Consider the following 26112-nt stretch of genomic DNA (forward strand, 5'->3'; position numbering starts at 1 on the left):
ATCTCCATTTTCCCGCAGAGAAATACTGGCATCGAAAATATAGTTGTCGTTCAGATATACCTGAACGACAACTTCAGAATTATAAAAATACCGCTTAAAATCTTCTGGCAGCCCTTTCATATTTGCAGCAAGTTGCATATCACCAGCCGAAACAACGAATGGAACAGCAACAAGAAGTATTAATGATATTTTCATAATATTTTTATAATGAGCTTATAGGGTATAAACGGAAATAAACGTTACGGATTAACTAGCGCTTCCTCAAACATCATCGCTACCTGGCCGGTAAAATCACCCTGCACAGTAAGAGCTTTAGAGTCAGACTGGCTAATGCGCAAAGTAGTACGGCCGCCAGCTTTTGCTGTGGTATCGTCAACAACGGTTTGCGCCGTATCGCTCAGTTCAACACCGTTAAATTCAACTTTCAGAGGAATAATATCGGTACCGTTTGACAGAATAGCGTCACCATTAGAATCGGTATTCATCAATGTTGCCTGAATTCCGCCAGAAACGTTCTTATACTGGAACTGCTTTTCAAATGCTTTTAATTTGGACGTTGTAATATCATACTCAATTTCTTGAGCCTGATTAATCCATCCGCTTTCTACAGGTTCAACCTGAAAGTCATCGCTAGGAACATGAGCGAAAACATCGATATTGTAACTTTGTTGGTTTGCGGCCATCGCCGTTGTGCTGCCTAATACAGATAAAGACAGAACACCACCAAAGAGACAAGCTTTTGCAATTTTATTAGTCAACATGGAAAATCCTTTCAATTTAAAGAATACAACACTGCTTATTTGCAACTTACTTCTTAATACTAGAAACGTAGTTTCTTTTGGTTTTCCCCTTCAATAAGGGTGAAAAGAGTACTGCGCCCTTTCTGTTTATCTACTACCTTCGTTTTACCAGGCAGGATGAAAAGACGCGTAGCGCTATTACACCCTGTACCAGACGAGGTGCAATTGCGGATATTCTCCAGAACAATCGTGGCGGTGCCTTTGTTTGTTACTTTAATTCCCGCCGGTGAAGACGATTCAATTTGCGTATTAAAAACAGGCTTTGTAGGCAAAACGATCACTAATGTGCCGTAGCCAGATAAAACATTCAGACCTGCGTTCAATGCTTTTTTACGATATTCGTCGACTTCTTTATTATTTAATCCGAAGCCATCATCAGTTTTTGGCAGAACCGGAACAAATCTTACTCGATAGTATTTTTCAACCGAGCGATCGCCTGGCCACATAAATCTTGCGGCCTGGAATCCGCCAGGCGGGATAATCATTCTGAGCGGGGTGACAATAAGTCTGTCTTTCTGTAAAGAATTACCCGCAATCTCTTTTACCGGTGCTTCTTTAACTTTCCCGCTTTTATCAATATTTACTTCCAGTAGATCGATGCGGACAAAAGCCGTGGATGTCCCGGTATTATAAATACGTTTAGAAATAGACTGCTTATCAGGCGTCAGTGTGTCATACATGCTTCCAATCCCTATTTCAGGGAGAGCGAAGGCCGCAGACATCTTAAGTCCGAATATAAGAGCCAGAGAAACAGATGAAATCTTTCTTAATAAGGAAACGCAACACATATTCAGTATCCAGACAACGCTAAAAACGAGGCAACGATAATCACGCCTCGAAATTAAAGCAACCGAACACATGCAGATTAATAAATTATTAAAAACCGAATCTTGATCAATTTTACTCCTCAGACCAGTAATTGCTATTTTTGAGGTGACATATGTCGATGATTTATAAGATTAATATATTTTTAATGTGCCTCCTGACTTGTCCTTTAACCAGCCTTTGTTAAAACATGGAGGCTAGCGCCTTGCACAGCACGAGTTTCCTGCATTAATCATTGAATTAATAAGCGTGGAAGAAAATTGCCACCAGATATACCCAGAAAGGGTTAGAAGCTTAAGGATAGAAGTTGGCGATTTGGCGATTTGAAGGTTTGAAGGTTTGAAGGTTTGAAGGTTTGAAGGTTTGAAGGTTTGAAGGTTTGAAGGTTTGAAGGTTTGAAGGTTTGAGGGTTTGAAGAAGGAAGAAGGAAGAAGGAAGAAGGAAGAAGGAAGAAGGAAGAAGGTTTGGCAGTGTAGTCAATAACAGGCAAAAAAAAAGACATCTTACGATGTCTTTTTTCCGGAATATTGGTACCGAGGACGGGACTTGAACCCGTAAGCCCAATCGGGCACTACCACCTCAAGGTAGCGTGTCTACCAATTCCACCACCTCGGCACGACTTACTTCTTAGTGCGGGATATCGCTTGTCGGCTGCGCCGGAGCTGCAGGCTGAGTTTGTTCACTCTTAGCCGGTGCACTCAGATTATCCCATTCGCTTCCTTTATTGGTTTTATTGCTGTTAATGTTGCCCAGCACAAGGCTAATAATAAAGAACAGTGTTGCCAGCACAGCAGTCGTACGGGTCATGAAGTTACCAGAACCACTTGAACCGAACAGCGTACCGGACGCGCCAGCGCCAAAGGAGGCTCCCATGTCAGCGCCTTTACCTTGCTGCAGCATAATCAGGCCAACAAGAGCCAGCGCTACAATAAGGAAAACAACTAAAAGAGCTTCGTACATAATCAACCTGTTCCTTGCGGGGTTGCCGCAGCCAATGCTTCAAACCAATAAAAGTGGGATGTTTATTGCTTTCCCACTGAAGCGGGTGTGAATACTAACCAAAGCGAATGACCTTCGCAAGGGCAATTTAAGTGCATTTTATCAAGTGCGGAAAAAAACAGCAAAATTGCGATCCCGGGCTATTAAAAAGGCGGCAACAGCCGCCTTTTTAAGCACTTATCGCGCTATTTTACAGCCTTAACCGCGTCGGCGATGCGATTCGCCAGCGAGGTCACTTGCGCCTCGTCTTCACCTTCTACCATGACGCGAATTAACGGCTCAGTACCGGATTTACGCAACAACACACGACCGCGGCCAGCCAGCGTCGCTTCCACTTCTGCCGTCACCGTCTTAACCGTCTCGTCTTCCAGCGGATCGCCAATGCCTGCGGTAAAACGTACATTCACCAGCACCTGCGGGAACATTTTCATACCGCTGCACAAATCATGCAGAGACATGTGGTTACGCACCATTGCGGCAACCACCTGCAAACCGGCCACGATACCGTCTCCGGTCGTCGTTTTATCCAGCAATATTACATGGCCGGAGTTTTCAGCACCGATACGCCAGCCTTTCTCCTGCATTTTTTCCAGCACATAACGGTCGCCAACTTTCGCGCGCGCAAAGGGAATGCCCAATTGCTTAAGCGCCAGTTCAAGCCCCATATTGCTCATGAGTGTGCCAACTGCGCCACCGCGCAGCTGCCCCTGGCGCAGCCCCTCGCGGGCAATGATATACATGATTTGATCGCCATCGACCTTGTTACCCTCATGATCGACCATAATGACGCGATCACCGTCGCCATCAAAGGCAATGCCCAAATCGGCTTTCTCAACCAGAACGCGCTGCTGCAGTGCTGCCACGTCCGTCGCACCACATTTTTCGTTGATGTTCACACCATCTGGTTCACACCCAATGGCTATGACTTTCGCGCCTAATTCGCGAAAGACGCTCGGTGCAATGTGATAAGTTGCGCCATTAGCGCAATCAACAACGATTTTTAAGCCGTTAAGACTTAATTCATTGGGGAAGGTTGCTTTGCAAAACTCAATATATCGTCCTGCGGCATCAACAATGCGGCTAGCTTTACCCAGCTCAGCGGAGTCGACACAGGTCAGCTCCTTTTCCATCTCGGCTTCAATCGCCTCTTCTACCGCATCCGGCAGTTTTGTACCGTCAATAGAGAAAAATTTGATGCCATTGTCATAGAAAGGGTTATGCGAAGCCGAAATTACAATTCCCGCTTCTGCGCGAAATGTGCGCGTGAGGTAAGCTACCGCCGGCGTTGGCATTGGCCCGGTAAAGGAGGCAGAAAGACCAGCCGCCGCAAGCCCGGCCTCCAGCGCTGATTCCAGCATATAACCCGAAATACGGGTATCTTTACCAATGATGATCTTACGCGATCCATGACGCGCCAGTACTTTCCCGGCAGCCCAACCCAGCTTAAGCACAAAATCAGGGGTGATCGGTGCGTCGCCAACGCGGCCGCGAATACCATCGGTGCCAAAATATTTACGATTACTCATAGCGTTTGTTTTCCTTCGCTGCCAGCGTGGCTTCTACCACCCGCATAGCTTCTACTGTTTCTTTTACATCGTGAACACGAATAATGTGCGCGCCTTGCATTGCCGCGATCACTGCGCAAGCCAGACTACCGCTTAACCGCTCGGAGGGACCGACATTGAGTAGCTGGCCTACCATCGACTTACGCGACATTCCAACCAGCAGAGGTAAGCCAAAATGATGAAACTCAGCCAGGCGGGCAAGCAATGTATAATTGTGGGAGAGATTTTTACCGAAACCGAATCCCGGGTCGAGCAACAATTTCTCTTTTGCGATCCCGGCCTGCTCGCATCGTGCTATATGTTCGCTAAAAAAGCGATTCACGTCGGCAAACACATCATCATATTTCGGCGCTTCCTGCATGGTTTTTGGCTGGCCTTGCATATGCATCAGGCAAACCGGTAACCCGGTTTGCACGGCTGCTTCCAGTGCGCCAGGTTCTGTTAATGAGCGGATATCGTTAATGATATGTGCACCTACTCGCGCCGATTCACGAATCACCTCAGGTTTAGATGTATCGACAGAAATCCATACCTCAAAACGCTGTGCGATAGCTTCAACAACCGGGATTACGCGTTCAAGTTCCTCTTCTACGCTAACATCGGCCGCCCCAGGACGCGTCGATTCCCCACCGATATCCACAATTGTCGCTCCCGCATTGATCATCAGGTTCGCGTGCTTTACCGCCTCAATCAATGTGTTATGTGCACCGCCATCAGAAAAAGAATCCGGCGTTACATTGAGAATGCCCATTACATGGGGATGTGACAAATCCAGTGTTGAGCCCTGAGCATGGAGTTTCATGACTAAAAATCCTGAGGTTGTGGCAGTTAGAAATTAAAAGAAAAACCCCGGAGCAAGCCCCGGGGTTTTCATTAAAAGCAGATCATCAGCGCAAATACTTATTTGTCGCCCAGCTGTTCTGACATGGTATTGCCCGGGTTTGGCGTACGCGGTTCATCGACCGGACGCGGCGCTCGCGGCGTACCATTATTGTCAGAGTTGTTCGTGCCAGGTTCTTCCCAACCTGCTGGCGGACGAACATCACGACGTGACATCAGGTCATCAATCTGCGGCGCATCAATGGTCTCATATTTCATCAGAGCATCTTTCATCGCATGCAGAATATCCATATTTTCATTGAGTAACTGACGTGCGCGATTGTAGTTACGTTCAATAAGCGATTTCACTTCCTGGTCGATGATTCGTGCGGTTTCATCGGACATATGTTTCGCTTTTGCAACGCTACGCCCCAGGAATACTTCGCCTTCTTCTTCCGCGTAAAGCAGCGGACCGAGTTTGTCGGAGAAGCCCCACTGGGTGACCATGTTACGTGCCAGGTTGGTCGCGACTTTAATATCGTTCGACGCACCGGTAGAAACATGTTCAACGCCATAGATGATCTCTTCTGCCAGACGGCCACCGTACAGCGTTGAAATCTGGCTTTCCAGTTTCTGACGGCTGGCGCTAATCGCATCACCTTCCGGCAGGAAGAATGTCACACCCAGCGCACGGCCGCGCGGAATGATCGTCACTTTATGCACCGGATCGTGTTCCGGCACCAGACGACCAATAATCGCATGGCCTGCTTCGTGGTATGCCGTGGACTCTTTCTGCGCTTCGGTCATCACCATGGAGCGGCGTTCCGCACCCATCATGATTTTGTCTTTCGCTTTTTCAAACTCGACCATCGACACAACGCGTTTGTTGCCACGAGCGGCAAACAGCGCGGCTTCGTTGACCAGGTTCGCCAAATCGGCACCGGAGAAGCCTGGCGTCCCACGTGCGATGATTGCCGCATCGATATCCGGCGACAGCGGCACACGGCGCATATGGACTTTCAGGATCTGCTCACGGCCGCGAACATCCGGCAGACCGACAACAACCTGGCGGTCAAAACGCCCCGGACGCAACAAAGCAGGGTCGAGTACGTCCGGACGGTTCGTCGCGGCAATAACGATAATACCTTCGTTACCTTCGAAACCATCCATCTCAACCAGCATCTGGTTCAGCGTCTGTTCACGTTCATCGTGACCACCGCCAAGCCCCGCACCACGCTGACGGCCTACGGCGTCGATTTCATCGATGAAGATAATGCATGGTGCTGCTTTCTTCGCTTGCTCGAACATGTCGCGCACACGAGATGCACCGACACCAACGAACATTTCTACAAAGTCAGAACCGGAAATGGTGAAGAACGGTACTTTCGCTTCACCGGCGATCGCTTTCGCCAGCAGCGTTTTACCCGTACCCGGAGGACCGACCATCAGGACGCCTTTCGGGATTTTACCTCCCAGTTTCTGGAAACGGCTCGGCTCACGCAGATATTCAACCAGTTCGCCAACTTCTTCTTTTGCTTCGTCGCAACCGGCAACGTCAGCGAAAGTCGTTTTGATCTGATCTTCCGTAAGCATACGCGCCTTGCTCTTGCCGAACGACATGGCACCTTTGCCACCGCCGCCCTGCATCTGACGCATAAAGAAAATCCAGACCCCAATCAGCAGCAGCATCGGGAACCATGAGATAAAGATGGTCGTCAGCACGCTCTGCTCTTCCGGCGGTTCACCGACAACTTTGACGTTTTTCGTCACCAGGTTGTCGAGCAGTTTCGGATCCTGGACAGGGATGTAAGTCGTGTAACGGTTACTATCTTTCTTGGTAACGTTGATCTCACGTCCGTTGATACGCGCTTCGCGAACCTGGTCCTGGTTGACCTCTTGCAGGAAGGTAGAATAGTCCACCTTACGGCTATTCGACTCGCTGGGCCCAAAGCTCTGGAATACTGACATCAGCACGACGGCAATGACCAGCCAGAGTATTAGGTTTTTCGCCATGTCACTCAAGGGATTAACCTCATATTACAACTGTGTTAAAAACAGCGTCAGGATACAACATAACCCATCTCTTTCAAACCAGAGGCCGAAATCGACGGGGTATCATTTTCGCCCGGTCGCTACAATATACACTTCACGTGAACGCGCACGTGAAGAGTCCGGTTTACGCACTTTAACCTTCGTAAACAGGGAGCGAATTTCGGTGAGATACTCATCGAAACCTTCGCCCTGGAACACTTTCACTAAAAAACTTCCGCCAGGCGCCAACACATCACGGCACATCTCCAGCGCCAGCTCCACCAGATACATGGAACGGGGTATATCAACAGCAGGCGTACCGCTCATATTCGGTGCCATATCTGACATGACAACCTGAACTTTACTGTCGCCAACGCGATCCAGTAACGCTTTCAGAACTAATTCATCACGAAAATCGCCCTGAAGGAAGTCCACACCAACGATTGGATCCATCGGTAAAAGATCACAAGCGATGATACGACCATTACCACCAATCTGCGTGACCGCATATTGCGACCATCCACCAGGGGCTGCGCCCAAGTCGACGACCGTCATACCCGGCTTAAAAAGTTTGTCACTTTGCTGTATTTCATCAAGTTTAAACCAGGCACGGGAACGCAACCCTTTTTTCTGCGCCTGTTGAACATATTTATCGCTAAAGTGTTCCTGAAGCCAGCGGCTCGAACTGGCAGAACGCTTTTTACCTGTCATTTAACTTTCCATCCGGGTTCATCGTCGACATCGAGAAATTTCGACGCGCAATTTGGCGATACAGTGGAGATGGCGGTAGAATGACCCGTTTTCAATCCCAACGTAAGCAAAATATACGATGAATCTGAGTACTAAACAAAAACAGCACCTGAAAGGTCTGGCACATCCGCTCAAGCCGGTAGTTATGCTTGGCAATAATGGTTTGACCGAAGGGGTACTGGCCGAGATTGAACAAGCGCTAGAGCACCATGAACTTATCAAGGTGAAAATTGCCTCTGAAGACAGAGAAACTAAGACCTTGATCGTGGAAGCTATCGTTCGCGAAACCGGCGCCTGCAACGTACAGGTCATCGGTAAAACGCTGGTGCTTTATCGCCCAACCGCGGAGCGTAAAATTTCGCTGCCACGCTAAGGATATCCTGAATTGAACACAAAATCTGTGTAAAACGAGGGGTTTCCGCCAGCAGACGTGCAAAATGCCACGCTCCCGGAATTCATAAAAGGCCGCAGCGCGGCCTTTTTCTTTTCTTTACAATCCGTCAACAATCGACGCGAAGGCAGCGATCAAAGATATTCCACTTTGATGATTTCGTATTCCACTTCGCCGCCCGGCGTGCGAATCACCACCACATCGTCCTGCTCTTTACCTACCAGGCCGCGGGCAATAGGCGAGTTGACTGAAATCAGGTTCTGTTTAAAGTCGGCTTCATCATCGCCAACAATGCGATAAGTCTGCTCTTCGTCATTATCGAGGTTCAATACCGTAACAGTAGAACCAAAAATGACACGACCGCTTTTCGGCATTTTAGAAATGTCGATCACCTGTGCATTAGACAGTTTTGCTTCAATATCTTTAATTCGCCCTTCGCAGAAGCCTTGCTGCTCGCGCGCTGCGTGATATTCCGCATTCTCTTTCAGATCGCCATGTTCGCGGGCTTCCGCGATGGCGGCGATGATTTCAGGGCGACGAACGGATTTCAGAAATTCCAGCTCTTCGCGCAATTTTTCGGCACCACGTAAGGTCATCGGAATAGCTTGCATTGTTATACCTCTTAAACATTCCTGTAGGGAGCGGTAACCCACCCCATCTGATCTACCTCCCCCGTACACCGGCATATACCGTCGGGCAGGAGCAAAAGAAAACTGACCCGGGGACAAAGCCCCAGGTCAGCGCAATTTTTCAATTTGATACGTATTTTACCCGGAAGTTCACTATGGGTCATCGTTTACTTTCCGGGTCGTTGCGCCGTAGTATGACGGCTTGTTTACTGCTTCCTAGCGCGAGATTATGCGATTTTCCAGCTTTATCATCGGATTGACCACAAGTATAGCCCTGAACGTTCAGGCCGCGAATGTAGACGAATACATAAACCAACTGCCGGATGGTGCGAACCTGGCGCTGATGGTGCAAAAAGTCGGCGCTCAGGCACCAGAAATTGATTACCACGGTAAACAAATGGCGCTGCCAGCCAGCACGCAGAAGGTTATCACCGCGCTGGCGGCACTGTTGCAGCTTGGGCCGGACTTTCGCTTTACAACCACGCTGGAAAGCAAAGGTTCTGTTGAGAACGGTACATTAAAAGGTGACTTAATTGCACGATTTGGCGGCGATCCGACGCTAAAACGTCAGGATATTCGCAATATGGTCGCGGCGCTGAAAAAGTCGGGTGTGCAGAAAATCGAAGGTAACGTGCTGGTCGATACCTCTATTTTTGCCAGTCATGATAAAGCGCCAGGCTGGCCGTGGAACGACATGACGCAGTGCTTTAGCGCACCACCTGCTGCGGCAATTGTCGATCGCAACTGCTTCTCTATTTCGCTCTACAGCGCGCAAAAACCGGGCGATTTGGCCTATATCCGCATCGCTAATTATTATCCAGTGAATATGTTCAGCCAGGTCCGCACGCTCGCGCGCGGTTCCGCAGAGGCACAGTATTGCGAACTGGATGTCGTCCCGGGCGATTTAAATCGCTTTACGCTAACGGGATGCCTACCGCAACGCGCCGACCCACTCCCTCTGGCTTTCGCCATTCAGGACGGAGCAAGCTACGCCGGTGCGATTCTGAAAGCGGAATTGAACGATGCCGGTATCAATTATACCGGTACATTGTTGCGCCAAACGCAGGAGAACCAGGCCGGCACTGTCATTGCCAGCAAGCAGTCGGTACCGCTTCACGATCTGCTAAAGCAGATGCTGAAAAAATCAGACAATATGATCGCTGACACGGTGTTTCGTATGATTGGTCACGCGCGCTTTGGTGTACCGGGGACGTGGCGAGCAGGATCGGATGCAGTACGACAGATCCTGCGCCAGCAGGCTGGTGTCGATCTCGGTAATACGATCATCGCTGATGGTTCCGGCCTGTCGCGACATAACCTGCTGGCACCCGCCACGATGATGCAAGTTCTGCAATACATTGCGCAGCATGACACCGAACTCAATTTTATCTCAATGCTGCCGCTGGCAGGCTATGATGGCTCCCTGCAGTATCGCGCTGGCCTGCATGAAGCGGGTGTGGACGGCAAAGTTTCGGCCAAAACAGGCTCTTTGCAGGGCGTGTATAACCTGGCCGGGTTTATCACTACTGCGAGCGGTCAGCGGATGGCTTTCGTGCAGTATCTCTCTGGCTATGCTGTCGAACCGGCGGATCAACGTAATCGCCGCATTCCACTGGTGCGTTTTGAAAGCCGGCTGTACAAAGATATCTACCAGAACAACTAACAAAAATGCCGGGTAGCGTGTGCTAACCCTGCATTTTTGTTGGCAATATTCCCCGTGCAGCCGGGGAAATCGCAGCGATTAACGCTTGTAGATGAACTCGACGCCTTCTTCGTCGTCTTCGTCCCAGTCGTCATCCCACTCTTCGTCATCTTCTACCACTTCAGCTTCTTCAAGCTGCTGGCGATGATAATCGTCCCACATAAACTCGACTTTCTCAGGCTGCTGCTCTTCCTGCGCCTGGGTGATCGGGTTTTCGATGATAAAGGTCATCACGTCCCAGCACAGATCTTTAACGCCCTGCTGGCTGGCCGCTGAGATAAGGTAGAATTTATCTTCCCAACCCAGTGCCTCAGCGATGGCTTTTGCTTTAGCTTCTGCTTCCGCTTTATCCATCAGATCGATTTTGTTGAATACCAACCAACGCGGTTTGGCAGCAAGCTTCTCGCTGTATTTTTCCAGTTCGCCGATGATGACACGGGCATTTTCAGCCGGATCGGAACCATCGATCGGATCAATATCGATCAGATGCAGCAAGACGCGGCAGCGCTCCAGATGTTTCAGGAAACGGATCCCAAGGCCTGCGCCATCAGCAGCCCCTTCGATCAATCCCGGAATATCGGCAACCACAAAGCTCTTTTCGTTATCCATACGGACAACCCCAAGGCTCGGCACCAGTGTGGTAAACGGATAATCCGCCACTTTTGGTTTTGCAGCCGATACCGCGCGAATAAAGGTTGATTTGCCTGCGTTTGGCATACCAAGCATACCCACATCGGCCAACAACATCAGTTCCAGCTGCAGGTCGCGCTTATCGCCCGGCGTACCCATGGTTTTCTGACGAGGCGTACGGTTAACCGAGGATTTAAACCGCGTGTTACCCAGACCATGCCAGCCACCTTTCGCGACCATCAGGCGCTGACCATGTTTAGTCATATCGCCCATCGTTTCGCCGGTGCCCTGATCGATAACACGCGTACCGACCGGTACTTTCACCGTAATATCTTTTCCGCGTTTCCCTGTACAGTCGCGGCTCTGGCCATTCTGCCCGCGTTCGGCGCGGAAAGATTTTTCAAAACGGTAGTCAATGAGGGTATTAAGGTTTTCGTCCGCTTCCAGCCAGACATCACCGCCATCACCACCGTCGCCGCCATCAGGGCCGCCTTTCGGGATATATTTTTCGCGGCGGAAGCTCACACAACCGTTACCGCCATCACCTGCCACGACAAGGATCGTAGCTTCATCAACAAACTTCATTTTACTCTCCGTAACTCATTCGCCTGAGCGGGGCACAGTGGCGACCACTTCGCGATTACGCCAGCGTCCCAAAAGACGATGGCCAATAGCGGAAAACATCGCGCCCGCAACCACGACAAACGCACCGAGATAACCGATAAGGTTTAACATCGGTCTGGCGAAAACATCGGGCCAGGCCATTGATAATAAATCTGAAAAAAACAGCGTAAAGAGCGGCGTCAGCGTGATTAATGCGCTCACCTGCGCCGCCTGCCAGCGAGCCATCGCTTCCGCTAGCGCGCCGTAACCCACCAGTGTATTAAGGCCACAAAACACCAGGCAAGCCAGCTGCCAGTTACTTAACTGAAGCAGCACGGTGGGTTTTGCCAGCGGCAATAATGCAATTGTACACAAAGTGTACAGCAAAAAGAGGATCTGCTGGGAGGCCAGGCGCCGTAATAACACTTTTTGCGCGACGCCGTAACTCACCCAAACCGTGGCTGCTCCGACACCAAAAATCACGCCCCAGGTGTAATCTGTCAGGCGGGTAAAAATCTCCACCAGGCTGGTATTAAAAAACATCACCAGACCACAGATAAGCATCAACGCGCCGATAACCTGGGTGCCGCGCATTTTCTCTTTGAGAATAACAACGCTGGCAATCATCATGCCCACAGGCGAAAGTTGACCAATCACCTGCGAAGCCGTCGGGCTAACGTATTGCAGGGAAGAGCTGAAGAGGATGAAATTCCCGAACAGCCCACCAGTGGCAATGGCCAACAAAACTAACCAGCGCGGCTTGCGAAAAAGATGCAGCGGGGGCAGTTTTTTTTTCCAGCCGAGAATCAAACCAAGGCCGATTCCCGCCATCAAAAAGCGATAAAAAACCACCGTTGGCGGTTCCATCACTTCCAGCACCTGCTTCATGGCGATGGGTAACGCGCCCCAGCACATCGCGGTTGTGAGCGCCAGCGCAATACCGATGCCTGCCTGCTGTTTCATGCCCGTATTACCTGCCAGAATTTACCGGACTTCTAATGTAAAAAGCCCCGCAACGTGTTGCGGGGCTTTCTTCCGTTACCGGGACGCGAAAAACTTATTCAGCAACGATGCTGATGAATTTACGGTTTTTCGGGCCTTTAACTTCGAACTTAACTTTACCGTCAGTCAAAGCGAACAGAGTGTGGTCACGGCCGCAACCTACGTTAGAACCAGCGTGGAATTTGGTGCCACGTTGACGAACGATGATGCTACCTGCCAGAACTGCTTCACCGCCGAAACGTTTTACGCCCAGACGTTTAGCTTCTGAATCGCGACCGTTACGAGTTGAGCCGCCAGCCTTTTTATGTGCCATTTAAATCTACTCCTCAGGTCTTAGGCGCTGATGCCAGTAATTTTCACATCAGTAAACCACTGACGGTGGCCCTGCTGCTTACGGTAGTGTTTACGACGACGAAACTTAACGATTTTAACTTTCTCGCCACGACCGTGAGCAACAACTTCAGCTTTGATTACGCCGCCATCAACGAAAGGAACGCCGATTTTGACTTCTTCACCGTTTGCGATCATCAGAACTTCTGCGAATTCAACAGATTCGCCAGTTGCGATGTCCAGCTTTTCCAGGCGAACGGTCTGACCTTCGCTTACTCGGTGTTGTTTACCACCACTTTGGAAAACCGCGTACATATAAAACTCCGCTTCCGCGCACATATTCTGATCAATTCAGAGTGCGCTATAAATATTCACAATAGGGCGCGAATATTACGCAAATTGCCAGCCTTTGACAAGAGTGATCGTCACTCCATGCAGAAAAAAAACACAACGCGTAAGGTAACGTTTATCTGGCGCATTTTTTCAGTACAATCAACAATACTATTCTAACCCGTAACCCTTTGTTATCCCATTTTGCTATGTGGTAAACAGGACTGAAAGCTCGGCTTTTGCGATGAATTTAGAAAAAATCAATGAGTTAACCGCGCACGACATGGCGGGTGTAAACGCGACGATTCTGCAACAACTCAACTCGGATGTTCAGTTAATCAACCAGTTGGGTTATTACATCGTAAGCGGCGGCGGCAAACGCATCCGTCCGATGATTGCCGTGTTGGCGGCGCGAGCCGTTGGCTATGAGGGCAATTTGCACGTCACTATTGCCGCATTAATCGAATTTATTCACACCGCGACACTTCTCCATGACGATGTTGTGGATGAGTCCGACATGCGTCGCGGCAAAGCCACCGCTAACGCGGCCTTTGGCAACGCAGCGAGCGTACTGGTCGGTGATTTTATCTACACCCGCGCTTTCCAGATGATGACCAGCCTCGGCTCGCTGAAAGTGCTGGAAGTGATGTCAGAAGCCGTAAACGTGATTGCTGAAGGCGAAGTCCTGCAGTTGATGAACGTCAACGACCCAAATATCACTGAAGAAAACTACATGCGCGTCATTTATAGCAAGACCGCACGTCTGTTTGAAGCGGCGGCTCAGTGTTCCGGCTTGCTGGCTGGTTGCACCGAAGCGCAGGAAAAAGGGTTGCAGGATTACGGTCGCTATCTGGGAACCGCTTTTCAGCTTATCGACGATTTGCTTGATTACAGCGCGGACGGTGAAACGCTCGGCAAAAACACCGGCGATGACCTGAATGAAGGCAAACCGACGTTACCGTTGTTACATGCCATGCATAACGGCACACCAGAACAAGCACAGATGATCCGCGAAGCTATCGAGCAAGGAAACGGCCGACACCTTCTGGAGCCTGTTCTGGAAGCAATGGCTGCCTGCGGTTCACTGGAATGGACGCGTCGCCGTGCGGAAGAAGAAGCGGATAAGGCCATTGCCGCTCTACAAGTTCTACCGGATTCACCGTGGCGCGACGCGTTGGTCGGTCTTGCCCACATCGCCGTTCAGCGCGATCGTTAATCTTTCCAGCTTCCCGCGCATTGCCGCGGGAAAGTTCCAATAAGTTTCTTTAAATCCCCTTAAAATGAAAAATAACCAGTAATATCAAGCCTTGTCATAATCCTAAAACGCAAAATATTACATGAGCTTTTCAGAACAAACGCTCCCGTATGCGTATAGTAAGTAGCGTTGTTGGCGTAAATAATTGACACCTATTTTCTATCAGGGAGATGTTATGGAAACAAAATTAATGGACTGGCACCAGGCTGATATCATTGCCGGACTGCGTAAGAAAGGAACATCGCTGGCTGCGGAATCCCGTAAAAACGGGTTAAGTTCTTCAACCCTCGCTAACGCTCTGACCCGCTCATGGCCAAAAGGGGAATTGATTATTGCTCGTGCGCTGGATACCGATCCCTGGGTTATCTGGCCGTCACGTTACCATGATCCCGTCACCCACGAATTTATTGATAAGACGAAGCTGATCAGGAAAAAAAAGGAGGAAAAATAAGCGGTCATGCAAGTAGCACCTCCCCTTGTTTGCCAGAACTGGCGATAGAAAAAAAGGGAGCCGAGGCTCCCTTCTTACAGTTCAGCAGACAGGCTTATTCGCCTTTGACGCGCTCAATGTTCGCGCCAAGCGCACTGAGTTTATCTTCAATACGCTCGTAGCCACGATCGATATGATAGATACGATCAACAATGGTGGTCCCTTCCGCAATACAACCCGCCAGCACAAGGCTTGCAGAAGCGCGTAAATCGGTTGCCATGACCTGCGCACCGGAGAGCTTTTCTACGCCGTGGCAAATCGCTGTATTGCTTTCGATTTCCGCGTGAGCTCCCATACGGATCAGTTCAGGAATATGCATGAAACGGTTTTCGAAGATAGTCTCGGTGATAACGCCCGTACCTTCAGCCACCAGGTTCAGCAGCGTAAATTGCGCCTGCATATCGGTCGGAAACCCCGGATGCGGAGCCGTGCGCACATTCACTGCTTTCGGACGCTTACCATGCATATCAAGGCTAATCCAGTCTTCGCCAACCTCAATATCCGCACCAGCATCGCGCAGCTTAGCCAGCACCGCATCCAGCGTATCCGGCTGAGCGTTACGGCAAACAATTTTACCGCCAGAGATCGCTGCCGCGACCAGGAAAGTCCCGGTTTCGATACGATCAGGCAGGACTCGATAAACACCACCACCCAGACGTTTCACCCCTTCGATGGTAATGCGATCGGTTCCCATACCGGTGATTTTTGCACCGAGGGTATTGAGGAAGTTTGCCGTATCAACAATTTCCGGCTCACGGGCGGCGTTTTCGATAATGGTCGTGCCTTCCGCCAGCGTCGCAGCAGACATAATGGTTACTGTCGCGCCAACGCTTACTTTATCCATCACGATATGCGCACCTTTCAGACGCCCGTTAACGGAAGCTTTGACATAGCCCTCTTCCAGTTTGATCTCCGCGCCCAGTTGTTCCAGACCGCTAATGTGCAGATCCACCGGACGCGCGCCAATCGCGCAACCGCCAGGCAGAGAGACCTGCCCCTGACCGAAACGCGCAACCAACGGCCCCAGCGCCCAAATAGATGCGCGCATGGTTTTCACCAGCTCGTAAGGTGCGCAGAAAACATTGACGTCACCCGCATCGATCCATACGGATCCATTGCGTTCCACCTTGGTGCCCAACTGGCTGAGCAGCTTCATGGTGGTATCGATATCTTTCAGTTTCGGAACGTTACGGATTTCAACCGGTTCTTCCGCCAGCAACGCGGCAAAAAGAATCGGCAGCGCGGCGTTTTTCGCGCCTGAAATTGTCACTTCGCCCTGGAGACGCGTCGGCCCCTGTACACGAAACTTATCCATTCATCTGATCTCTGTTAAGAATTCACACGCGCAGTGGGTTTATCCCCTGCGCTCAAAAGCCGTTAAGTTTGCGATCCCGCGCCCACTCCGCCGGAGTGTAAGCCTTGATCGACAGGGCATGGATACGGTTGTCTGCGATGTATTCCATTAGCGGGCCATAAATGGTCTGTTGTTTCTTGACCCGGCTCATGCCGTCAAAAATCTCACCCACAGCGACAACCTGAAAGTGACTGCCATCGCCAGTGACGTGGGCTTCCTGGAGAGAGAGTGCGTTCATCAGCACCGTCTGAATTTCATGATTTTCCATGGGTGTAAATATCATCTAATAGTGAAAACAGTCACACATCTTAGAGGAAAGTGGCGTCGGCTTAAACAAGCAAAAAGCCCCATCAATATAAAGGACGGGGCTTTAAGTAGTAACGCATTGAAAAAATTAGTGAGGCAATACATCCTGCGGCAAATTATAGAGCGCAGCGAGGGTGGAAACATTCTCACTCACCCCGGCAAGCACAACATTGCTGCCCTGTTTTTTACCCTGCGCCACCAGATGAACCAGCAGCGCGACACCAGCAGTATCAACGCGTGACACGCCATGTAAGTCGATGCAGGTTACCCCGTTCATCGCCTCCACGCGCGCATCCCACAGCGGGTTTATGAGATCCTGATCCAGTTCACCAACCAGTTTCAGGCACTCTCCCTCGCGTGACCAGCTTAGACTGGCTGTCATTGCTTTTTCTCGTCCAGGGTAATTTTCTGGCGGGAAATAGATTGCAGCTCGGCGGTTAAACCGTCGATACCTTTGGTACGCAGCAGATCGCTCCATTCGTTCTGTTTGGTCGTGATCATGCTCACCCCTTCGGCAATCATGTCGTAAGCCTGCCAGTTGCCGCTCTGCGTGTTTTTACGCCACTGGAAATCCAGACGCACCGGCGGACGACCATTCGGATCGATGATAGTCACGCGGATCGGCACAATCGTCGCATCGCCCAGCGGTTGCTCCGGGGCAATCTGATAGGTTTGACCGTGGTACATCGCCAGCGCCTGACCGTAAGCCTGTTTCAGGTATTCGCGAAAGGCAGCGAAATAGGCTTCACGCTGCGCCGGAGTCGCTTCTTTATAATAACGGCCCAGCACCAACGCACCGGCGTATTTAACCTGCACATAAGGCAGCAGTTCCTGATCGACTACATCGCGCAGGTAATCCGGGTTCGCACGGATTTTCGGCTGCTCATTTTTGAGGCGATCAAAGGTTTTCTGTGCCGCGTCTTTCATTGCGGCGTAGGGGTTAGCTTGATCGGCCGCCATCGCGGCCCCCAGCGGCGCAATCACCAGCAGGGCAACCATTAATAGACGTTTAAACATGCGTCAATTCTCCTCATTAATTCGTCTGGCCAGCAGACGGTGCGGCTTGAGTATTCCCTGCATCGTGGGCTGCCGCATCGCCTGAATTCTTATTGTCACCGCCTTTACTGTTGTAAAGGAATTGTCCGATAAGGTCCTCAAGCACAATGGCGGACTTGGTGTCCTGAATGGTGCTTCCTTCTTTAAGCATAGAAGTTCCCATTTCAGGATCGTCAAAACCAACGTTCAGCGCCAGATACTGCTCACCTAACAACCCGGAAGTGCGGATCGCCAGTGAGCTGGTATCCGGGATCTGGTTGTAACGTTCTTCAATATCCAGCGCGACACGCGGCAGATAGGTTTTGGGATCAAGAGAGATATCAGCAACGCGCCCGACCACCACACCGCCAATTCTTACCGGCGAATGTGTTTTCAGACCGCCAATGTTGTCAAAGGTGGCATAGATACGGTAAGTCGGCTCGGTACGCATGGAGGCGACATCCGCCGCTTTCAGGCAGATAAAGAGTGCCGCCAGCAGCGCCAGCAGGAGAAAAACGCCTACCCAAATTTCACTTTTTTTCGTTTGCATGAACTCAATTCCCAAACATCAGTGCGGTGAGCACAAAATCAAGACCGAGTACGGCCAGCGAGGAGTGCACAACGGTACGTGTTGTCGCCCGGCTAATCCCGGCGGAAGTCGGGATTGCATCGTAACCGTTGAACAGCGCAATCCAGGTTACGGTGATGGCAAACACCACGCTTTTAATCAGACAGTTAACCAGATCCATCCGCCATTCGACGGCGTTTTGCATCGCGGTCCAGAAAAAGCCCGTATCGATACCTTTCCAGTTAACGCCAACCAGCGAACCGCCCCAAATACCGACAGCGACAAAGATAATGGTCAACAGCGGTAGCGAGATGACTCCCGCCCAAAATCGCGGCGAAATGACGCGCCGCAGCGGATCAACCGCCATCATTTCGAGACTGGAAAGCTGCTCGGTCGCGCGCATCAAGCCAATCTCAGCCGTCAACGCAGAGCCCGCACGGCCAGCGAATAACAGCGCGGCGACAACCGGCCCCAACTCACGCAGCAGCGACAGCGCCACCAGCATGCCAAGACTGGTTTCGGCGCTGTAGGTGGTCAATACCAGGTATCCCTGCAGACCGAGCACCATGCCAATAAACACGCCGGAAACAATAATAATGAGCATCGACAGTACGCCGACATTATAAAGCTGGCGAACCAGCAGCGGCGCGTGTTTGCGGAATTCGGGTTTACCCACCACCGCATTAAAAAGCATCAAACCGGCGCGCCCGAACGTTGCGATCGTTTTGATCCCGCGGTGCCCAAGCGATGCCAGTGTATTTAGCAGCATGAGCGTCTTAACTCCCTGTTTCTAATAAATCGGTCTGATAATCACCCGCAGGGTAGCGGAACGGAACCGGGCCATCGGCAATACCATCCAGGAACTGACGCACGCGCGGATCGCTGTTCTCTTGCAGCCCTTGCGCACTTCCGTGGGCGACAATTTTCCTGTCAGCCACAATATAGGCGTAATCAGCAATACTCAGCACTTCAGGAACATCGTGGGAAACAACAATACAGGTGACGCCCAGCGCGCTATTCAGCTCGGAGATCAACTTCACCAGCACGCCCATCGTGATAGGGTCCTGACCCACAAAGGGTTCATCAAACATGATCAGGTCCGGCTCCAGCGCAATTGCTCGCGCCAGCGCGGCGCGGCGCGCCATACCGCCTGAGAGTTCTGATGGCATTAAGTCCGCCGCACCGCGCAGCCCTACTGCTTCCAGCTTCATCATCACCGTGCTTCGCAGCAACGGCTCGGGCAGCAGAGTGTGCTCCCGCAAAGGATAGGCAACGTTGTCAAAAACGTTCATATCGGTAAACAACGCGCCAGACTGAAACAGCATGCTCATTCTTTTGCGCACGGTGAACAGACGCGAACGGGTCATCTCTGGCACGTTTTCGCCATCGAATAAAATCTCACCGCTGTCAGGCGGAATTTGCCCACCGATCAGACGCAAGAGCGTCGTTTTGCCGATCCCTGAAGGTCCCATAATGGCGGTGATCTTACCGCGCGGTACCGTCAGTGAAATATTGTCAAAGATTGGGCGGCTGCCGCGGGAGAAGCTGACGCCACGAACATCGACCAAATTCGCCACAGTCTGGCTCATTTCCTCTTCCTTATAAGCCTCGTCGGCCACAAGCATGACGCTTGATAACATCACGAACCCAACATTTTTACAGAATATTACCTGCTGAGGTTAGCGAAAGCTGGCATTTGTTTTACTTTTGAGCCGCATAAAGTCAAAATTAGGAATCATTACGCTACGCGGAACACCCGGTTTTACCCGGCATGGCAGCCTGCGAGCCGGCGGATTATACCTGAAGAAAGGACGTTAGATGCTTTTAGCGACGGCGCTATTGATAATTGGTTTACTCTTAGTGGCCTACAGTGCCGATCGTCTGGTGTTCGCTGCTTCGATCCTTTGCCGCACATTCGGCGTACCGCCTTTAATCATCGGCATGACCGTTGTAAGCATCGGTACCTCGCTGCCCGAGATAATCACCTCCGTCGCCGCATCGCTGCATGGTCAGTTGGATCTGGCTATCGGCACCGCGATCGGTTCTAACATCACGAATATCTTGTTGATCCTCGGCGTCGCCGCGCTTTTACACCCTTTTACCGTACATTCCGATATTCTGCGCCGCGAATTACCGTTAACCTTGGTAGCCAGTCTGCTGGCGGGCGTGGTGTTGTACAATGGGCACCTCAGCCGCTTTGACGGCATTATTTTACTGTTATTAGCCGTGCTATGGCTGGTGTTCATTGTTAAAATTGCCCGCCTGGCCGAGCGCCAGGGCAACGACAGTCTCACCCGAGAGCAATTGGCGGAGCTACCGCGAGACGGCAGCCTTTCAGTCGCGTTCCTCTGGCTGGGCGTAGCGTTAATTATCATGCCGATGGCAACACGTATGGTGGTGGATAACGCAACCGTGGTAGCGAACTACTTTGCTATTAGCGAGCTGACTATTGGCCTGACGGTTATTGCTATTGGTACTGGCCTGCCTGAACTGGCGACAGCGATTGCTGGTGCGCGCAAAGGCGAAGACGATATCGCCATTGGCAATATTATTGGTTCAAACATTTTTAACATTGCTATCGTGCTGGGTTTGCCCGCGTTGATTGCGCCGGGCGAGTTTAACCCGATGGCCTTTACGCGTGATTATGGCGTGATGTTGCTGGTCAGTGCCCTTTTTGCCCTGATTTGCTGGCGACGTAAGCAAATCAGCAGAGGCGTCGGCGCACTGTTGTTCGGCGGGTTTATCGTATGGCTGGCGCTGCTCTACTGGCTGTCGCCGCTTTTGACTGGATAATCGGATACGCATTATGTCGCAAATAGATTTGCAGCCGGGTTTTGACTTTCAACAAGCAGGTAAAGAAGTCCTGGAAATTGAACGTGAAGGCCTCGCAAAGCTGGATCAATACATCAACGCCGACTTCACGCAGGCGTGCGAAAAAATGTTCTATTGCGCCGGAAAAGTGGTGGTAATGGGAATGGGCAAATCCGGCCATATCGGTAGAAAAATGGCGGCCACATTTGCCAGCACCGGAACCCCCTCTTTCTTTGTGCATCCGGGCGAAGCGGCCCATGGCGATCTGGGAATGGTCAGCCCGCAAGATGTGGTCATTGCGCTGTCAAACTCAGGAGAGTCAAACGAGATCCTCGCCTTGATCCCGGTGCTGAAGCGATTAAAAGTATCGCTGATTTGCATGACCAGCCGCCCCGAAAGCAGCATGGCGCGCGCCGCAGATATCCATTTATGCGTGAAGGTTCCGAAAGAAGCCTGCCCATTGGGTCTGGCACCCACGTCCAGCACCACGGCAGCGCTGGTAATGGGTGATGCGCTGGCGGTAGCGTTGCTGAAAGCGCGCGGTTTTACGGCGGAAGATTTCGCCTTATCGCATCCCGGCGGTGCACTGGGTCGCAAATTGTTGCTGCGCGTCAATGACATCATGCACACCGGTGACGAAATCCCCCATGTCAGCAAAAACGCCAGCCTGCGCGACGCACTGCTTGAGATCACGCGTAAAAACCTGGGCATGACGGTTATCTGCGATGATTTGATGAAAATTGAAGGCATCTTTACCGACGGCGATTTACGCCGCGTGTTCGATATGGGCGGCGATGTTCGCAGCATGGGCATTGCCGACGTCATGACACCCGGCGGTGTTCGGGTACGTCCCAACACGCTGGCAGTGGATGCGCTGAATCTGATGCAATCCCGGCACATTACCTCCGTGTTGGTGGCCGATGGCGACCAGTTGCTGGGTGTGTTACATATGCACGATTTACTGCGCGCTGGCGTAGTGTAAAGAAGGACATAAGAATGAGTAATGCTGGCGCGTCGCTTGCGACCTGTTATGGGCCGGTAAGCACGCAAGTTATGGCGAAAGCGGAAAAAATACGCCTGTTGATTCTGGATGTAGACGGCGTGTTATCCGATGGGCTCATCTATATGGGCAATAACGGAGAAGAGCTGAAAGCATTTAATGTGCGCGATGGCTACGGGATCCGTTGTGCGCTCACTTCCGACATTGAGGTTGCCATAATTACCGGGCGAAAAGCTAAACTAGTGGAAGATCGCTGCGAAACGCTAAAGATTAAGCACTTGTATCAAGGTCAGTCGGATAAACTGCTCGCTTACCGCGAGCTACTGGCAAAGCTGTCGCTTACCCCAGAGCAGGTTGCTTATGTGGGTGATGATCTGATCGACTGGCCAGTGATGGCGGAAATTGGCCTGAGCGTTGCCGTTGCCGATGCTCATCCGCTGCTGCTTTCGCGCGTGGATTACGTTACGCGCATTAATGGCGGCCGGGGCGCAGTTCGTGAAGTCTGTGATTTGTTGTTGCTGGCGCAGGGCAAGCTGGATGAGGCCAAAGGGCAATCGATATGAGTAAAACCAGACGTTGGGTCATCATTCTGCTGGCGCTGGCCGCACTGGTCCTGATTGGGATCAACCTGACTGCTCAGGATGATGCGAATCCGGTCGCCACCAACAATGCCGACCCGACTTACAAAAGCCAACATACAGATACGGTGGTTTATAGCCCGGAAGGGGCGCTTAACTACCGGCTTATCGCGCAGAACGTGGAATACTTTTCTGCTGAAGGTGTGAGTTGGTTCGCGCAGCCCGTACTGACAACATTCGACGAGAATAAGGTTCCAACCTGGTCGATAAAGTCAGACAAAGCGAAGCTGACCGATGACAAAATGCTTTATCTTTATGGACATGTTGAAGTCAATGCGCTGACGGCGGACGCCCAGCTGCGAAAAATCACCACGGATAACGCCCAGATTAATCTGGTAACGCAGGATGTTACCTCGAATGATCAGGTCACGTTGTACGGTACAACATTTAATTCCACCGGCCTGAAAATGCGCGGCAATTTACGCAGCAAAAACGCCGAGCTGATTGAAAAGGTTAGAAGCTCCTATGAAATTCAAAACAAACAAACGCAGCCTTAATCTTGTATTGGCCACCACGCTTTTGGCCGCCGCGCTTCCGGCGCTCGCCGTGACCGGGGATACCGATCAACCTATCCATATCGACTCCGATCAGCAGTCGCTGGATATGCAGGGTAATGTCGTGACTTTCACCGGCAACGTCGTGGTAACCCAGGGGACGATTAAAATTAATGCCGACAAAGTGGTCGTTACCCGTCCGGGTGGTCAGCAAGGTAAAGAGATCATTGACGGTTACGGCAACCCGGCGACGTTTTACCAAATGCAGGACAATGGCAAACCCGTTAAGGGCCACTCCTCGCAGATGCATTACGAACTGGAAAAAGATTTCGTTGTGCTGACCGGTAACGCCTATCTGGAACAGCTGGATAGCAATATCACTGGTGACAAAATCACCTATCTGGTGAAAGAGCAGAAAATGCAGGCGTTCAGCGACAAAGGCAAACGCGTGACCACCGTTCTGGTTCCGTCGCAGTTACAGGATAAGAGCAACAAACAAACCCCGGCTCCGGCGCAAAAAAAGAGTAACTAATTCGTTATGGCAACATTAACTGCAAAGAATCTCGCCAAGGCTTATAAAGGCCGCCGCGTAGTTGAGGATGTCAGTCTGACCGTCAACTCTGGCGAAATCGTCGGGCTGCTTGGCCCTAACGGCGCAGGGAAAACCACCACCTTTTATATGGTGGTGGGCATTGTGTCGCGTGACGCGGGTAACATCATTATTGATGATGAAGATATCAGTCTGCTGCCGCTGCATGCGCGTGCGCGCCGCGGTATTGGTTACCTGCCGCAGGAAGCCTCGATTTTTCGCCGCCTGAGCGTCTACGACAACCTGATGGCCGTCCTCCAAATCCGCGATGACCTGACCTCAGAGCAACGCGAAGATCGCGCCAATGAGTTGATGGAAGAGTTTCACATCGAACATCTGCGCGACAATATGGGTCAATCGCTCTCCGGCGGTGAACGTCGCCGTGTGGAAATTGCCCGCGCGCTGGCGGCGAATCCGAAATTTATCCTGCTGGATGAACCGTTTGCCGGCGTTGACCCAATCTCGGTTATCGATATTAAACGTATTATTGAGCACCTGCGTGACAGCGGCCTGGGCGTGCTGATTACTGACCATAATGTTCGTGAAACGCTGGCTGTGTGTGAGCGTGCTTATATCGTCAGTCAGGGGCATCTCATTGCGCATGGAACACCGCAGCAAATCCTTGAAGACGAACACGTTAAGCGCGTGTATCTTGGGGAAGACTTCAGACTCTGATAGGGTAGGGTTTATTGACGTTTTTTGTCGGAGAGTGCTGCTCTGAATATGAAGCAAGGTTTGCAACTAAGGCTCAGCCAACAGCTAGCCATGACGCCACAACTGCAACAGGCCATCCGTCTGCTGCAGTTGTCCACGTTGGAACTTCAGCAGGAACTTCAGCAAGCGCTGGAGAGTAACCCATTGCTGGAACAAACTGACCTTCATGAGGAAGTCGATAGCCAGCAGGTTCAGGAAAATGACGGTCTGGATACCGTTGACGCTCTCGAACAAAAAGAGATGCCGGATGAGCTGCCGCTGGATGCCAGCTGGGATGAAATTTACACCGCAGGTACCCCTTCCGGCAGTAGCCACGACTACATCGACGACGAATTGCCTATCTATCAGGGCGAAACCACGCAGTCATTGCAGGATTATCTGATGTGGCAGGTAGGGCTGACCCCCTTCTCTGACACCGATCGTGCTATCGCAACCTCCATTGTTGATGCCGTTGACGAAACAGGTTATCTCACCGTTTCGCTGGAAGAAGTGCTGGAGAGCATGGGCAATGATGACGTGGGGCTTGATGAGGTCGAGGCGGTGCTTAAACGCATTCAGCGCTTCGATCCCGTTGGCGTTGCCGCGCGGGATCTGCGCGATTGCCTGCTGATCCAGCTCTCGCAATTCACCAAAGAGACACCGTGGTGCGAAGAAGCTCGGCTTATCATTAGCGATCATCTGGATCTGCTCGCCAACCATGATTTCCGCACCCTGATGCGCGTGACGCGGCTGAAAGAAGAGGTGCTGAAAGAGGCGGTAAATCTGATCCAGTCTCTGGATCCGCGCCCTGGCCAGTCGATCCAGACCAGCGAACCGGAATATGTGATTCCGGATGTTCTGGTACGTAAACATAACGGTCGCTGGACGGTGGAGCTGAACTCCGACAGCATTCCACGTCTGCAAATCAACCAGCATTATGCCTCGATGGGCGGCGGCGCACGTAACGATGCCGATAACCAGTTCATCCGCAGCAATTTGCAGGAAGCAAAGTGGTTGATCAAAAGCCTCGAGAGCCGCAACGATACGCTGTTGCGCGTTAGCCGCTGCATTGTTGAGCAGCAGCAAGCCTTCTTTGAACAAGGCGAAGAATTTATGAAACCGATGGTGCTGGCCGATATCGCCCAGGCCGTCGAGATGCACGAGTCGACGATTTCTCGTGTAACGACCCAGAAGTACCTGCACAGTCCTCGCGGCATTTTCGAGCTGAAGTATTTCTTCTCCAGCCACGTCAATACCGAAGGTGGTGGCGAAGCCTCCTCTACCGCTATTCGCGCGCTGGTGAAGAAATTGATCGCCGCAGAAAACCCTGCAAAACCGCTGAGCGACAGTAAGCTGACGACCCTGCTTTCCGATCAGGGAATTATGGTGGCGCGGCGTACCGTTGCGAAGTATCGAGAATCTTTATCCATTCCGCCGTCGAATCAGCGTAAACAGCTGGTTTGACCCAACCGA

30 protein-coding genes and 1 tRNA gene are annotated in these 26112 nt (G+C 51.3%); 11 read left to right on the forward strand and 20 right to left on the reverse strand.

Translation table 11 applies throughout. The features are described from left to right. Positions 1 to 239: 239 nt before the first annotated feature. From H650_RS11455 to rlmE, 8 genes are all read right to left on the reverse strand, one after another. Positions 240 to 761 carry a CS1 type fimbrial major subunit gene (locus tag H650_RS11455; RefSeq protein ID WP_020455426.1) on the reverse strand — a complete coding sequence of 174 codons (522 nt, stop codon included), beginning with the start codon at positions 759 to 761 and terminating at the stop codon, positions 240 to 242. 59 nt (positions 762 to 820) lie between these two features. Next, entirely contained in the window at positions 821 to 1561 is a 741-nt protein-coding gene (locus H650_RS11460) for a hypothetical protein (RefSeq protein WP_459077346.1), read from the reverse strand. A gap of 592 nt (positions 1562 to 2153) precedes the next feature. Next, positions 2154 to 2240: transfer RNA gene (locus H650_RS11465), tRNA-Leu, on the reverse strand. Between the two features lie 12 nt (positions 2241 to 2252). Continuing rightward, entirely contained in the window at positions 2253 to 2585 is a 333-nt protein-coding gene (secG, locus tag H650_RS11470) for a preprotein translocase subunit SecG (RefSeq protein ID WP_020455428.1), read from the reverse strand. A gap of 224 nt (positions 2586 to 2809) precedes the next feature. Then, a complete protein-coding gene (gene glmM, locus H650_RS11475; protein WP_017457346.1) occupies positions 2810 to 4150 on the reverse strand; it encodes a phosphoglucosamine mutase in 1341 nt (446 codons plus the stop codon). Beyond that, the gene (gene folP, locus H650_RS11480; protein ID WP_071925233.1) at positions 4143 to 4991 is read right to left on the reverse strand and encodes a dihydropteroate synthase; all 849 of its coding nucleotides are present in this window, start codon (positions 4989 to 4991) and stop codon (positions 4143 to 4145) included. Before folP ends, glmM begins: the two co-directional genes overlap by 8 nt. 98 nt (positions 4992 to 5089) lie before the next feature. Further along, entirely contained in the window at positions 5090 to 7021 is a 1932-nt protein-coding gene (ftsH, locus tag H650_RS11485) for an ATP-dependent zinc metalloprotease FtsH (RefSeq protein ID WP_017457344.1), read from the reverse strand. A gap of 102 nt (positions 7022 to 7123) precedes the next feature. Beyond that, positions 7124 to 7750, reverse strand: a complete 627-nt coding sequence (gene rlmE / locus H650_RS11490; RefSeq protein ID WP_020455430.1) for a 23S rRNA (uridine(2552)-2'-O)-methyltransferase RlmE — start codon at positions 7748 to 7750, stop codon at positions 7124 to 7126. Between the two features lie 118 nt (positions 7751 to 7868). On the opposite strand from rlmE, the gene yhbY reads away from it, so the two are divergent. Next, positions 7869 to 8162 (forward strand): ribosome assembly RNA-binding protein YhbY, encoded by a 294-nt coding sequence (gene yhbY, locus H650_RS11495; protein ID WP_007369919.1) that lies wholly within the window; start codon positions 7869 to 7871, stop codon positions 8160 to 8162. Between the two features lie 152 nt (positions 8163 to 8314). Here the strand turns inward: yhbY and greA are convergent, their stop codons facing one another. Next, positions 8315 to 8791, reverse strand: coding sequence for a transcription elongation factor GreA (gene greA / locus H650_RS11500; protein WP_017457342.1), 477 nt, complete (start codon positions 8789 to 8791; stop codon positions 8315 to 8317). 247 nt (positions 8792 to 9038) lie between these two features. Here greA and dacB point away from each other — a divergent pair, with 247 nt between their 5' ends. Next, entirely contained in the window at positions 9039 to 10472 is a 1434-nt protein-coding gene (gene dacB, locus H650_RS11505) for a serine-type D-Ala-D-Ala carboxypeptidase (protein ID WP_020455431.1), read from the forward strand. Positions 10473 to 10550: 78 nt separating this feature from the next. On the opposite strand, the gene cgtA is transcribed toward dacB, so the two are convergent. From cgtA to rplU, 4 genes are all read right to left on the reverse strand, one after another. Further along, complete coding sequence (gene cgtA / locus H650_RS11510) at positions 10551 to 11726, reverse strand: Obg family GTPase CgtA (protein ID WP_017457340.1); 1176 nt, start codon at positions 11724 to 11726, stop codon at positions 10551 to 10553. Positions 11727 to 11741: 15 nt separating this feature from the next. Then, positions 11742 to 12707, reverse strand: a complete 966-nt coding sequence (locus tag H650_RS11515; RefSeq protein ID WP_020455432.1) for a DMT family transporter — start codon at positions 12705 to 12707, stop codon at positions 11742 to 11744. A 94-nt stretch (positions 12708 to 12801) separates the two neighbouring features. Beyond that, a complete protein-coding gene (gene rpmA / locus H650_RS11520) occupies positions 12802 to 13059 on the reverse strand; it encodes a 50S ribosomal protein L27 (RefSeq protein WP_017457338.1) in 258 nt (85 codons plus the stop codon). A gap of 20 nt (positions 13060 to 13079) precedes the next feature. After that, on the reverse strand, positions 13080 to 13391 hold the full coding sequence (rplU, locus tag H650_RS11525; RefSeq protein ID WP_003025032.1) for a 50S ribosomal protein L21: 312 nt from the start codon (positions 13389 to 13391) through the stop codon (positions 13080 to 13082). A 259-nt stretch (positions 13392 to 13650) separates the two neighbouring features. Between rplU and ispB the strand changes: the two genes are divergently transcribed. Next, positions 13651 to 14622, forward strand: coding sequence for an octaprenyl diphosphate synthase (ispB, locus tag H650_RS11530; protein ID WP_020455433.1), 972 nt, complete (start codon positions 13651 to 13653; stop codon positions 14620 to 14622). 214 nt (positions 14623 to 14836) lie between these two features. Beyond that, complete coding sequence (gene sfsB, locus H650_RS11535; RefSeq protein WP_020455434.1) at positions 14837 to 15112, forward strand: DNA-binding transcriptional regulator SfsB; 276 nt, start codon at positions 14837 to 14839, stop codon at positions 15110 to 15112. 94 nt (positions 15113 to 15206) lie between these two features. On the opposite strand, the gene murA is transcribed toward sfsB, so the two are convergent. From murA to mlaF, 7 genes are all read right to left on the reverse strand, one after another. Beyond that, positions 15207 to 16466: a UDP-N-acetylglucosamine 1-carboxyvinyltransferase gene (gene murA, locus H650_RS11540; protein WP_020455435.1), complete on the reverse strand. Its 1260-nt coding sequence runs from the start codon at positions 16464 to 16466 to the stop codon at positions 15207 to 15209. A 52-nt stretch (positions 16467 to 16518) separates the two neighbouring features. Further along, on the reverse strand, positions 16519 to 16773 hold the full coding sequence (ibaG, locus tag H650_RS11545; RefSeq protein ID WP_017457333.1) for a BolA family iron metabolism protein IbaG: 255 nt from the start codon (positions 16771 to 16773) through the stop codon (positions 16519 to 16521). Between the two features lie 126 nt (positions 16774 to 16899). Beyond that, positions 16900 to 17193: a lipid asymmetry maintenance protein MlaB gene (gene mlaB, locus H650_RS11550; protein WP_020455436.1), complete on the reverse strand. Its 294-nt coding sequence runs from the start codon at positions 17191 to 17193 to the stop codon at positions 16900 to 16902. Beyond that, positions 17190 to 17828 carry a phospholipid-binding protein MlaC gene (mlaC, locus tag H650_RS11555; RefSeq protein ID WP_020455437.1) on the reverse strand — a complete coding sequence of 213 codons (639 nt, stop codon included), beginning with the start codon at positions 17826 to 17828 and terminating at the stop codon, positions 17190 to 17192. The genes mlaB and mlaC overlap by 4 nt, the downstream gene beginning before the upstream one ends. A 16-nt stretch (positions 17829 to 17844) precedes the next feature. Continuing rightward, entirely contained in the window at positions 17845 to 18396 is a 552-nt protein-coding gene (gene mlaD / locus H650_RS11560) for an outer membrane lipid asymmetry maintenance protein MlaD (protein WP_020455438.1), read from the reverse strand. Positions 18397 to 18400: 4 nt separating this feature from the next. After that, a complete protein-coding gene (gene mlaE / locus H650_RS11565; RefSeq protein ID WP_020455439.1) occupies positions 18401 to 19183 on the reverse strand; it encodes a lipid asymmetry maintenance ABC transporter permease subunit MlaE in 783 nt (260 codons plus the stop codon). A gap of 7 nt (positions 19184 to 19190) precedes the next feature. Further along, positions 19191 to 20003, reverse strand: a complete 813-nt coding sequence (gene mlaF / locus H650_RS11570; protein ID WP_017457328.1) for a phospholipid ABC transporter ATP-binding protein MlaF — start codon at positions 20001 to 20003, stop codon at positions 19191 to 19193. A 229-nt stretch (positions 20004 to 20232) separates the two neighbouring features. Between mlaF and H650_RS11575 the strand changes: the two genes are divergently transcribed. Genes H650_RS11575 through rpoN form a run of 7 tightly spaced genes read left to right on the forward strand, consistent with a single transcriptional unit; the run spans position 20233 to position 26103 of the window. Then, entirely contained in the window at positions 20233 to 21207 is a 975-nt protein-coding gene (locus tag H650_RS11575) for a calcium/sodium antiporter (protein ID WP_020455440.1), read from the forward strand. A 13-nt stretch (positions 21208 to 21220) separates the two neighbouring features. Beyond that, a complete protein-coding gene (gene kdsD / locus H650_RS11580; protein ID WP_020455441.1) occupies positions 21221 to 22207 on the forward strand; it encodes an arabinose-5-phosphate isomerase KdsD in 987 nt (328 codons plus the stop codon). Positions 22208 to 22221: 14 nt separating this feature from the next. Then, positions 22222 to 22788 (forward strand): 3-deoxy-manno-octulosonate-8-phosphatase KdsC, encoded by a 567-nt coding sequence (kdsC, locus tag H650_RS11585; RefSeq protein ID WP_020455442.1) that lies wholly within the window; start codon positions 22222 to 22224, stop codon positions 22786 to 22788. Then, complete coding sequence (gene lptC, locus H650_RS11590) at positions 22785 to 23360, forward strand: LPS export ABC transporter periplasmic protein LptC (protein WP_020455443.1); 576 nt, start codon at positions 22785 to 22787, stop codon at positions 23358 to 23360. Before kdsC ends, lptC begins: the two co-directional genes overlap by 4 nt. Continuing rightward, positions 23329 to 23889, forward strand: a complete 561-nt coding sequence (gene lptA / locus H650_RS11595; RefSeq protein WP_017457323.1) for a lipopolysaccharide ABC transporter substrate-binding protein LptA — start codon at positions 23329 to 23331, stop codon at positions 23887 to 23889. The genes lptC and lptA overlap by 32 nt, the downstream gene beginning before the upstream one ends. Positions 23890 to 23895: 6 nt before the next feature. Then, positions 23896 to 24621 (forward strand): LPS export ABC transporter ATP-binding protein, encoded by a 726-nt coding sequence (gene lptB / locus H650_RS11600; protein ID WP_017457322.1) that lies wholly within the window; start codon positions 23896 to 23898, stop codon positions 24619 to 24621. 48 nt (positions 24622 to 24669) lie between these two features. Further along, positions 24670 to 26103 (forward strand): RNA polymerase factor sigma-54, encoded by a 1434-nt coding sequence (rpoN, locus tag H650_RS11605; RefSeq protein ID WP_044489499.1) that lies wholly within the window; start codon positions 24670 to 24672, stop codon positions 26101 to 26103. Positions 26104 to 26112 lie beyond the last annotated feature (9 nt).

The sequence above is a fragment of the Enterobacter sp. R4-368 genome, assembly GCF_000410515.1.
GTDB lineage: Bacteria > Pseudomonadota > Gammaproteobacteria > Enterobacterales > Enterobacteriaceae > Kosakonia.

Bases quoted from the DNA above. Each gene is read 5' to 3' on its own strand.
- rplU (WP_003025032.1), bottom strand. From the start codon at position 13,391: ATGTACGCGGTTTTCCAAAGTGGTGGTAAACAACACCGAGTAAGCGAA.
- secG (WP_020455428.1), bottom strand. From the start codon at position 2,585: ATGTACGAAGCTCTTTTAGTTGTTTTCCTTATTGTAGCGCTGGCTCTT.
- greA (WP_017457342.1), bottom strand. From the start codon at position 8,791: ATGCAAGCTATTCCGATGACCTTACGTGGTGCCGAAAAATTGCGCGAA.
- H650_RS11455 (WP_020455426.1), bottom strand. From the start codon at position 761: ATGTTGACTAATAAAATTGCAAAAGCTTGTCTCTTTGGTGGTGTTCTG.
- mlaD (WP_020455438.1), bottom strand. From the start codon at position 18,396: ATGCAAACGAAAAAAAGTGAAATTTGGGTAGGCGTTTTTCTCCTGCTG.
- H650_RS11575 (WP_020455440.1), top strand. From the start codon at position 20,233: ATGCTTTTAGCGACGGCGCTATTGATAATTGGTTTACTCTTAGTGGCC.
- kdsD (WP_020455441.1), top strand. From the start codon at position 21,221: ATGTCGCAAATAGATTTGCAGCCGGGTTTTGACTTTCAACAAGCAGGT.
- glmM (WP_017457346.1), bottom strand. From the start codon at position 4,150: ATGAGTAATCGTAAATATTTTGGCACCGATGGTATTCGCGGCCGCGTT.
- ftsH (WP_017457344.1), bottom strand. From the start codon at position 7,021: ATGGCGAAAAACCTAATACTCTGGCTGGTCATTGCCGTCGTGCTGATG.
- rlmE (WP_020455430.1), bottom strand. From the start codon at position 7,750: ATGACAGGTAAAAAGCGTTCTGCCAGTTCGAGCCGCTGGCTTCAGGAA.
- lptA (WP_017457323.1), top strand. From the start codon at position 23,329: ATGAAATTCAAAACAAACAAACGCAGCCTTAATCTTGTATTGGCCACC.
- cgtA (WP_017457340.1), bottom strand. From the start codon at position 11,726: ATGAAGTTTGTTGATGAAGCTACGATCCTTGTCGTGGCAGGTGATGGC.
- sfsB (WP_020455434.1), top strand. From the start codon at position 14,837: ATGGAAACAAAATTAATGGACTGGCACCAGGCTGATATCATTGCCGGA.
- mlaF (WP_017457328.1), bottom strand. From the start codon at position 20,003: ATGAGCCAGACTGTGGCGAATTTGGTCGATGTTCGTGGCGTCAGCTTC.
- mlaC (WP_020455437.1), bottom strand. From the start codon at position 17,828: ATGTTTAAACGTCTATTAATGGTTGCCCTGCTGGTGATTGCGCCGCTG.
- kdsC (WP_020455442.1), top strand. From the start codon at position 22,222: ATGAGTAATGCTGGCGCGTCGCTTGCGACCTGTTATGGGCCGGTAAGC.
- lptC (WP_020455443.1), top strand. From the start codon at position 22,785: ATGAGTAAAACCAGACGTTGGGTCATCATTCTGCTGGCGCTGGCCGCA.
- rpmA (WP_017457338.1), bottom strand. From the start codon at position 13,059: ATGGCACATAAAAAGGCTGGCGGCTCAACTCGTAACGGTCGCGATTCA.
- ispB (WP_020455433.1), top strand. From the start codon at position 13,651: ATGAATTTAGAAAAAATCAATGAGTTAACCGCGCACGACATGGCGGGT.
- mlaE (WP_020455439.1), bottom strand. From the start codon at position 19,183: ATGCTGCTAAATACACTGGCATCGCTTGGGCACCGCGGGATCAAAACG.
- lptB (WP_017457322.1), top strand. From the start codon at position 23,896: ATGGCAACATTAACTGCAAAGAATCTCGCCAAGGCTTATAAAGGCCGC.
- ibaG (WP_017457333.1), bottom strand. From the start codon at position 16,773: ATGGAAAATCATGAAATTCAGACGGTGCTGATGAACGCACTCTCTCTC.
- rpoN (WP_044489499.1), top strand. From the start codon at position 24,670: ATGAAGCAAGGTTTGCAACTAAGGCTCAGCCAACAGCTAGCCATGACG.
- mlaB (WP_020455436.1), bottom strand. From the start codon at position 17,193: ATGACAGCCAGTCTAAGCTGGTCACGCGAGGGAGAGTGCCTGAAACTG.
- folP (WP_071925233.1), bottom strand. From the start codon at position 4,991: ATGAAACTCCATGCTCAGGGCTCAACACTGGATTTGTCACATCCCCAT.
- yhbY (WP_007369919.1), top strand. From the start codon at position 7,869: ATGAATCTGAGTACTAAACAAAAACAGCACCTGAAAGGTCTGGCACAT.
- H650_RS11515 (WP_020455432.1), bottom strand. From the start codon at position 12,707: ATGAAACAGCAGGCAGGCATCGGTATTGCGCTGGCGCTCACAACCGCG.
- murA (WP_020455435.1), bottom strand. From the start codon at position 16,466: ATGGATAAGTTTCGTGTACAGGGGCCGACGCGTCTCCAGGGCGAAGTG.
- dacB (WP_020455431.1), top strand. From the start codon at position 9,039: ATGCGATTTTCCAGCTTTATCATCGGATTGACCACAAGTATAGCCCTG.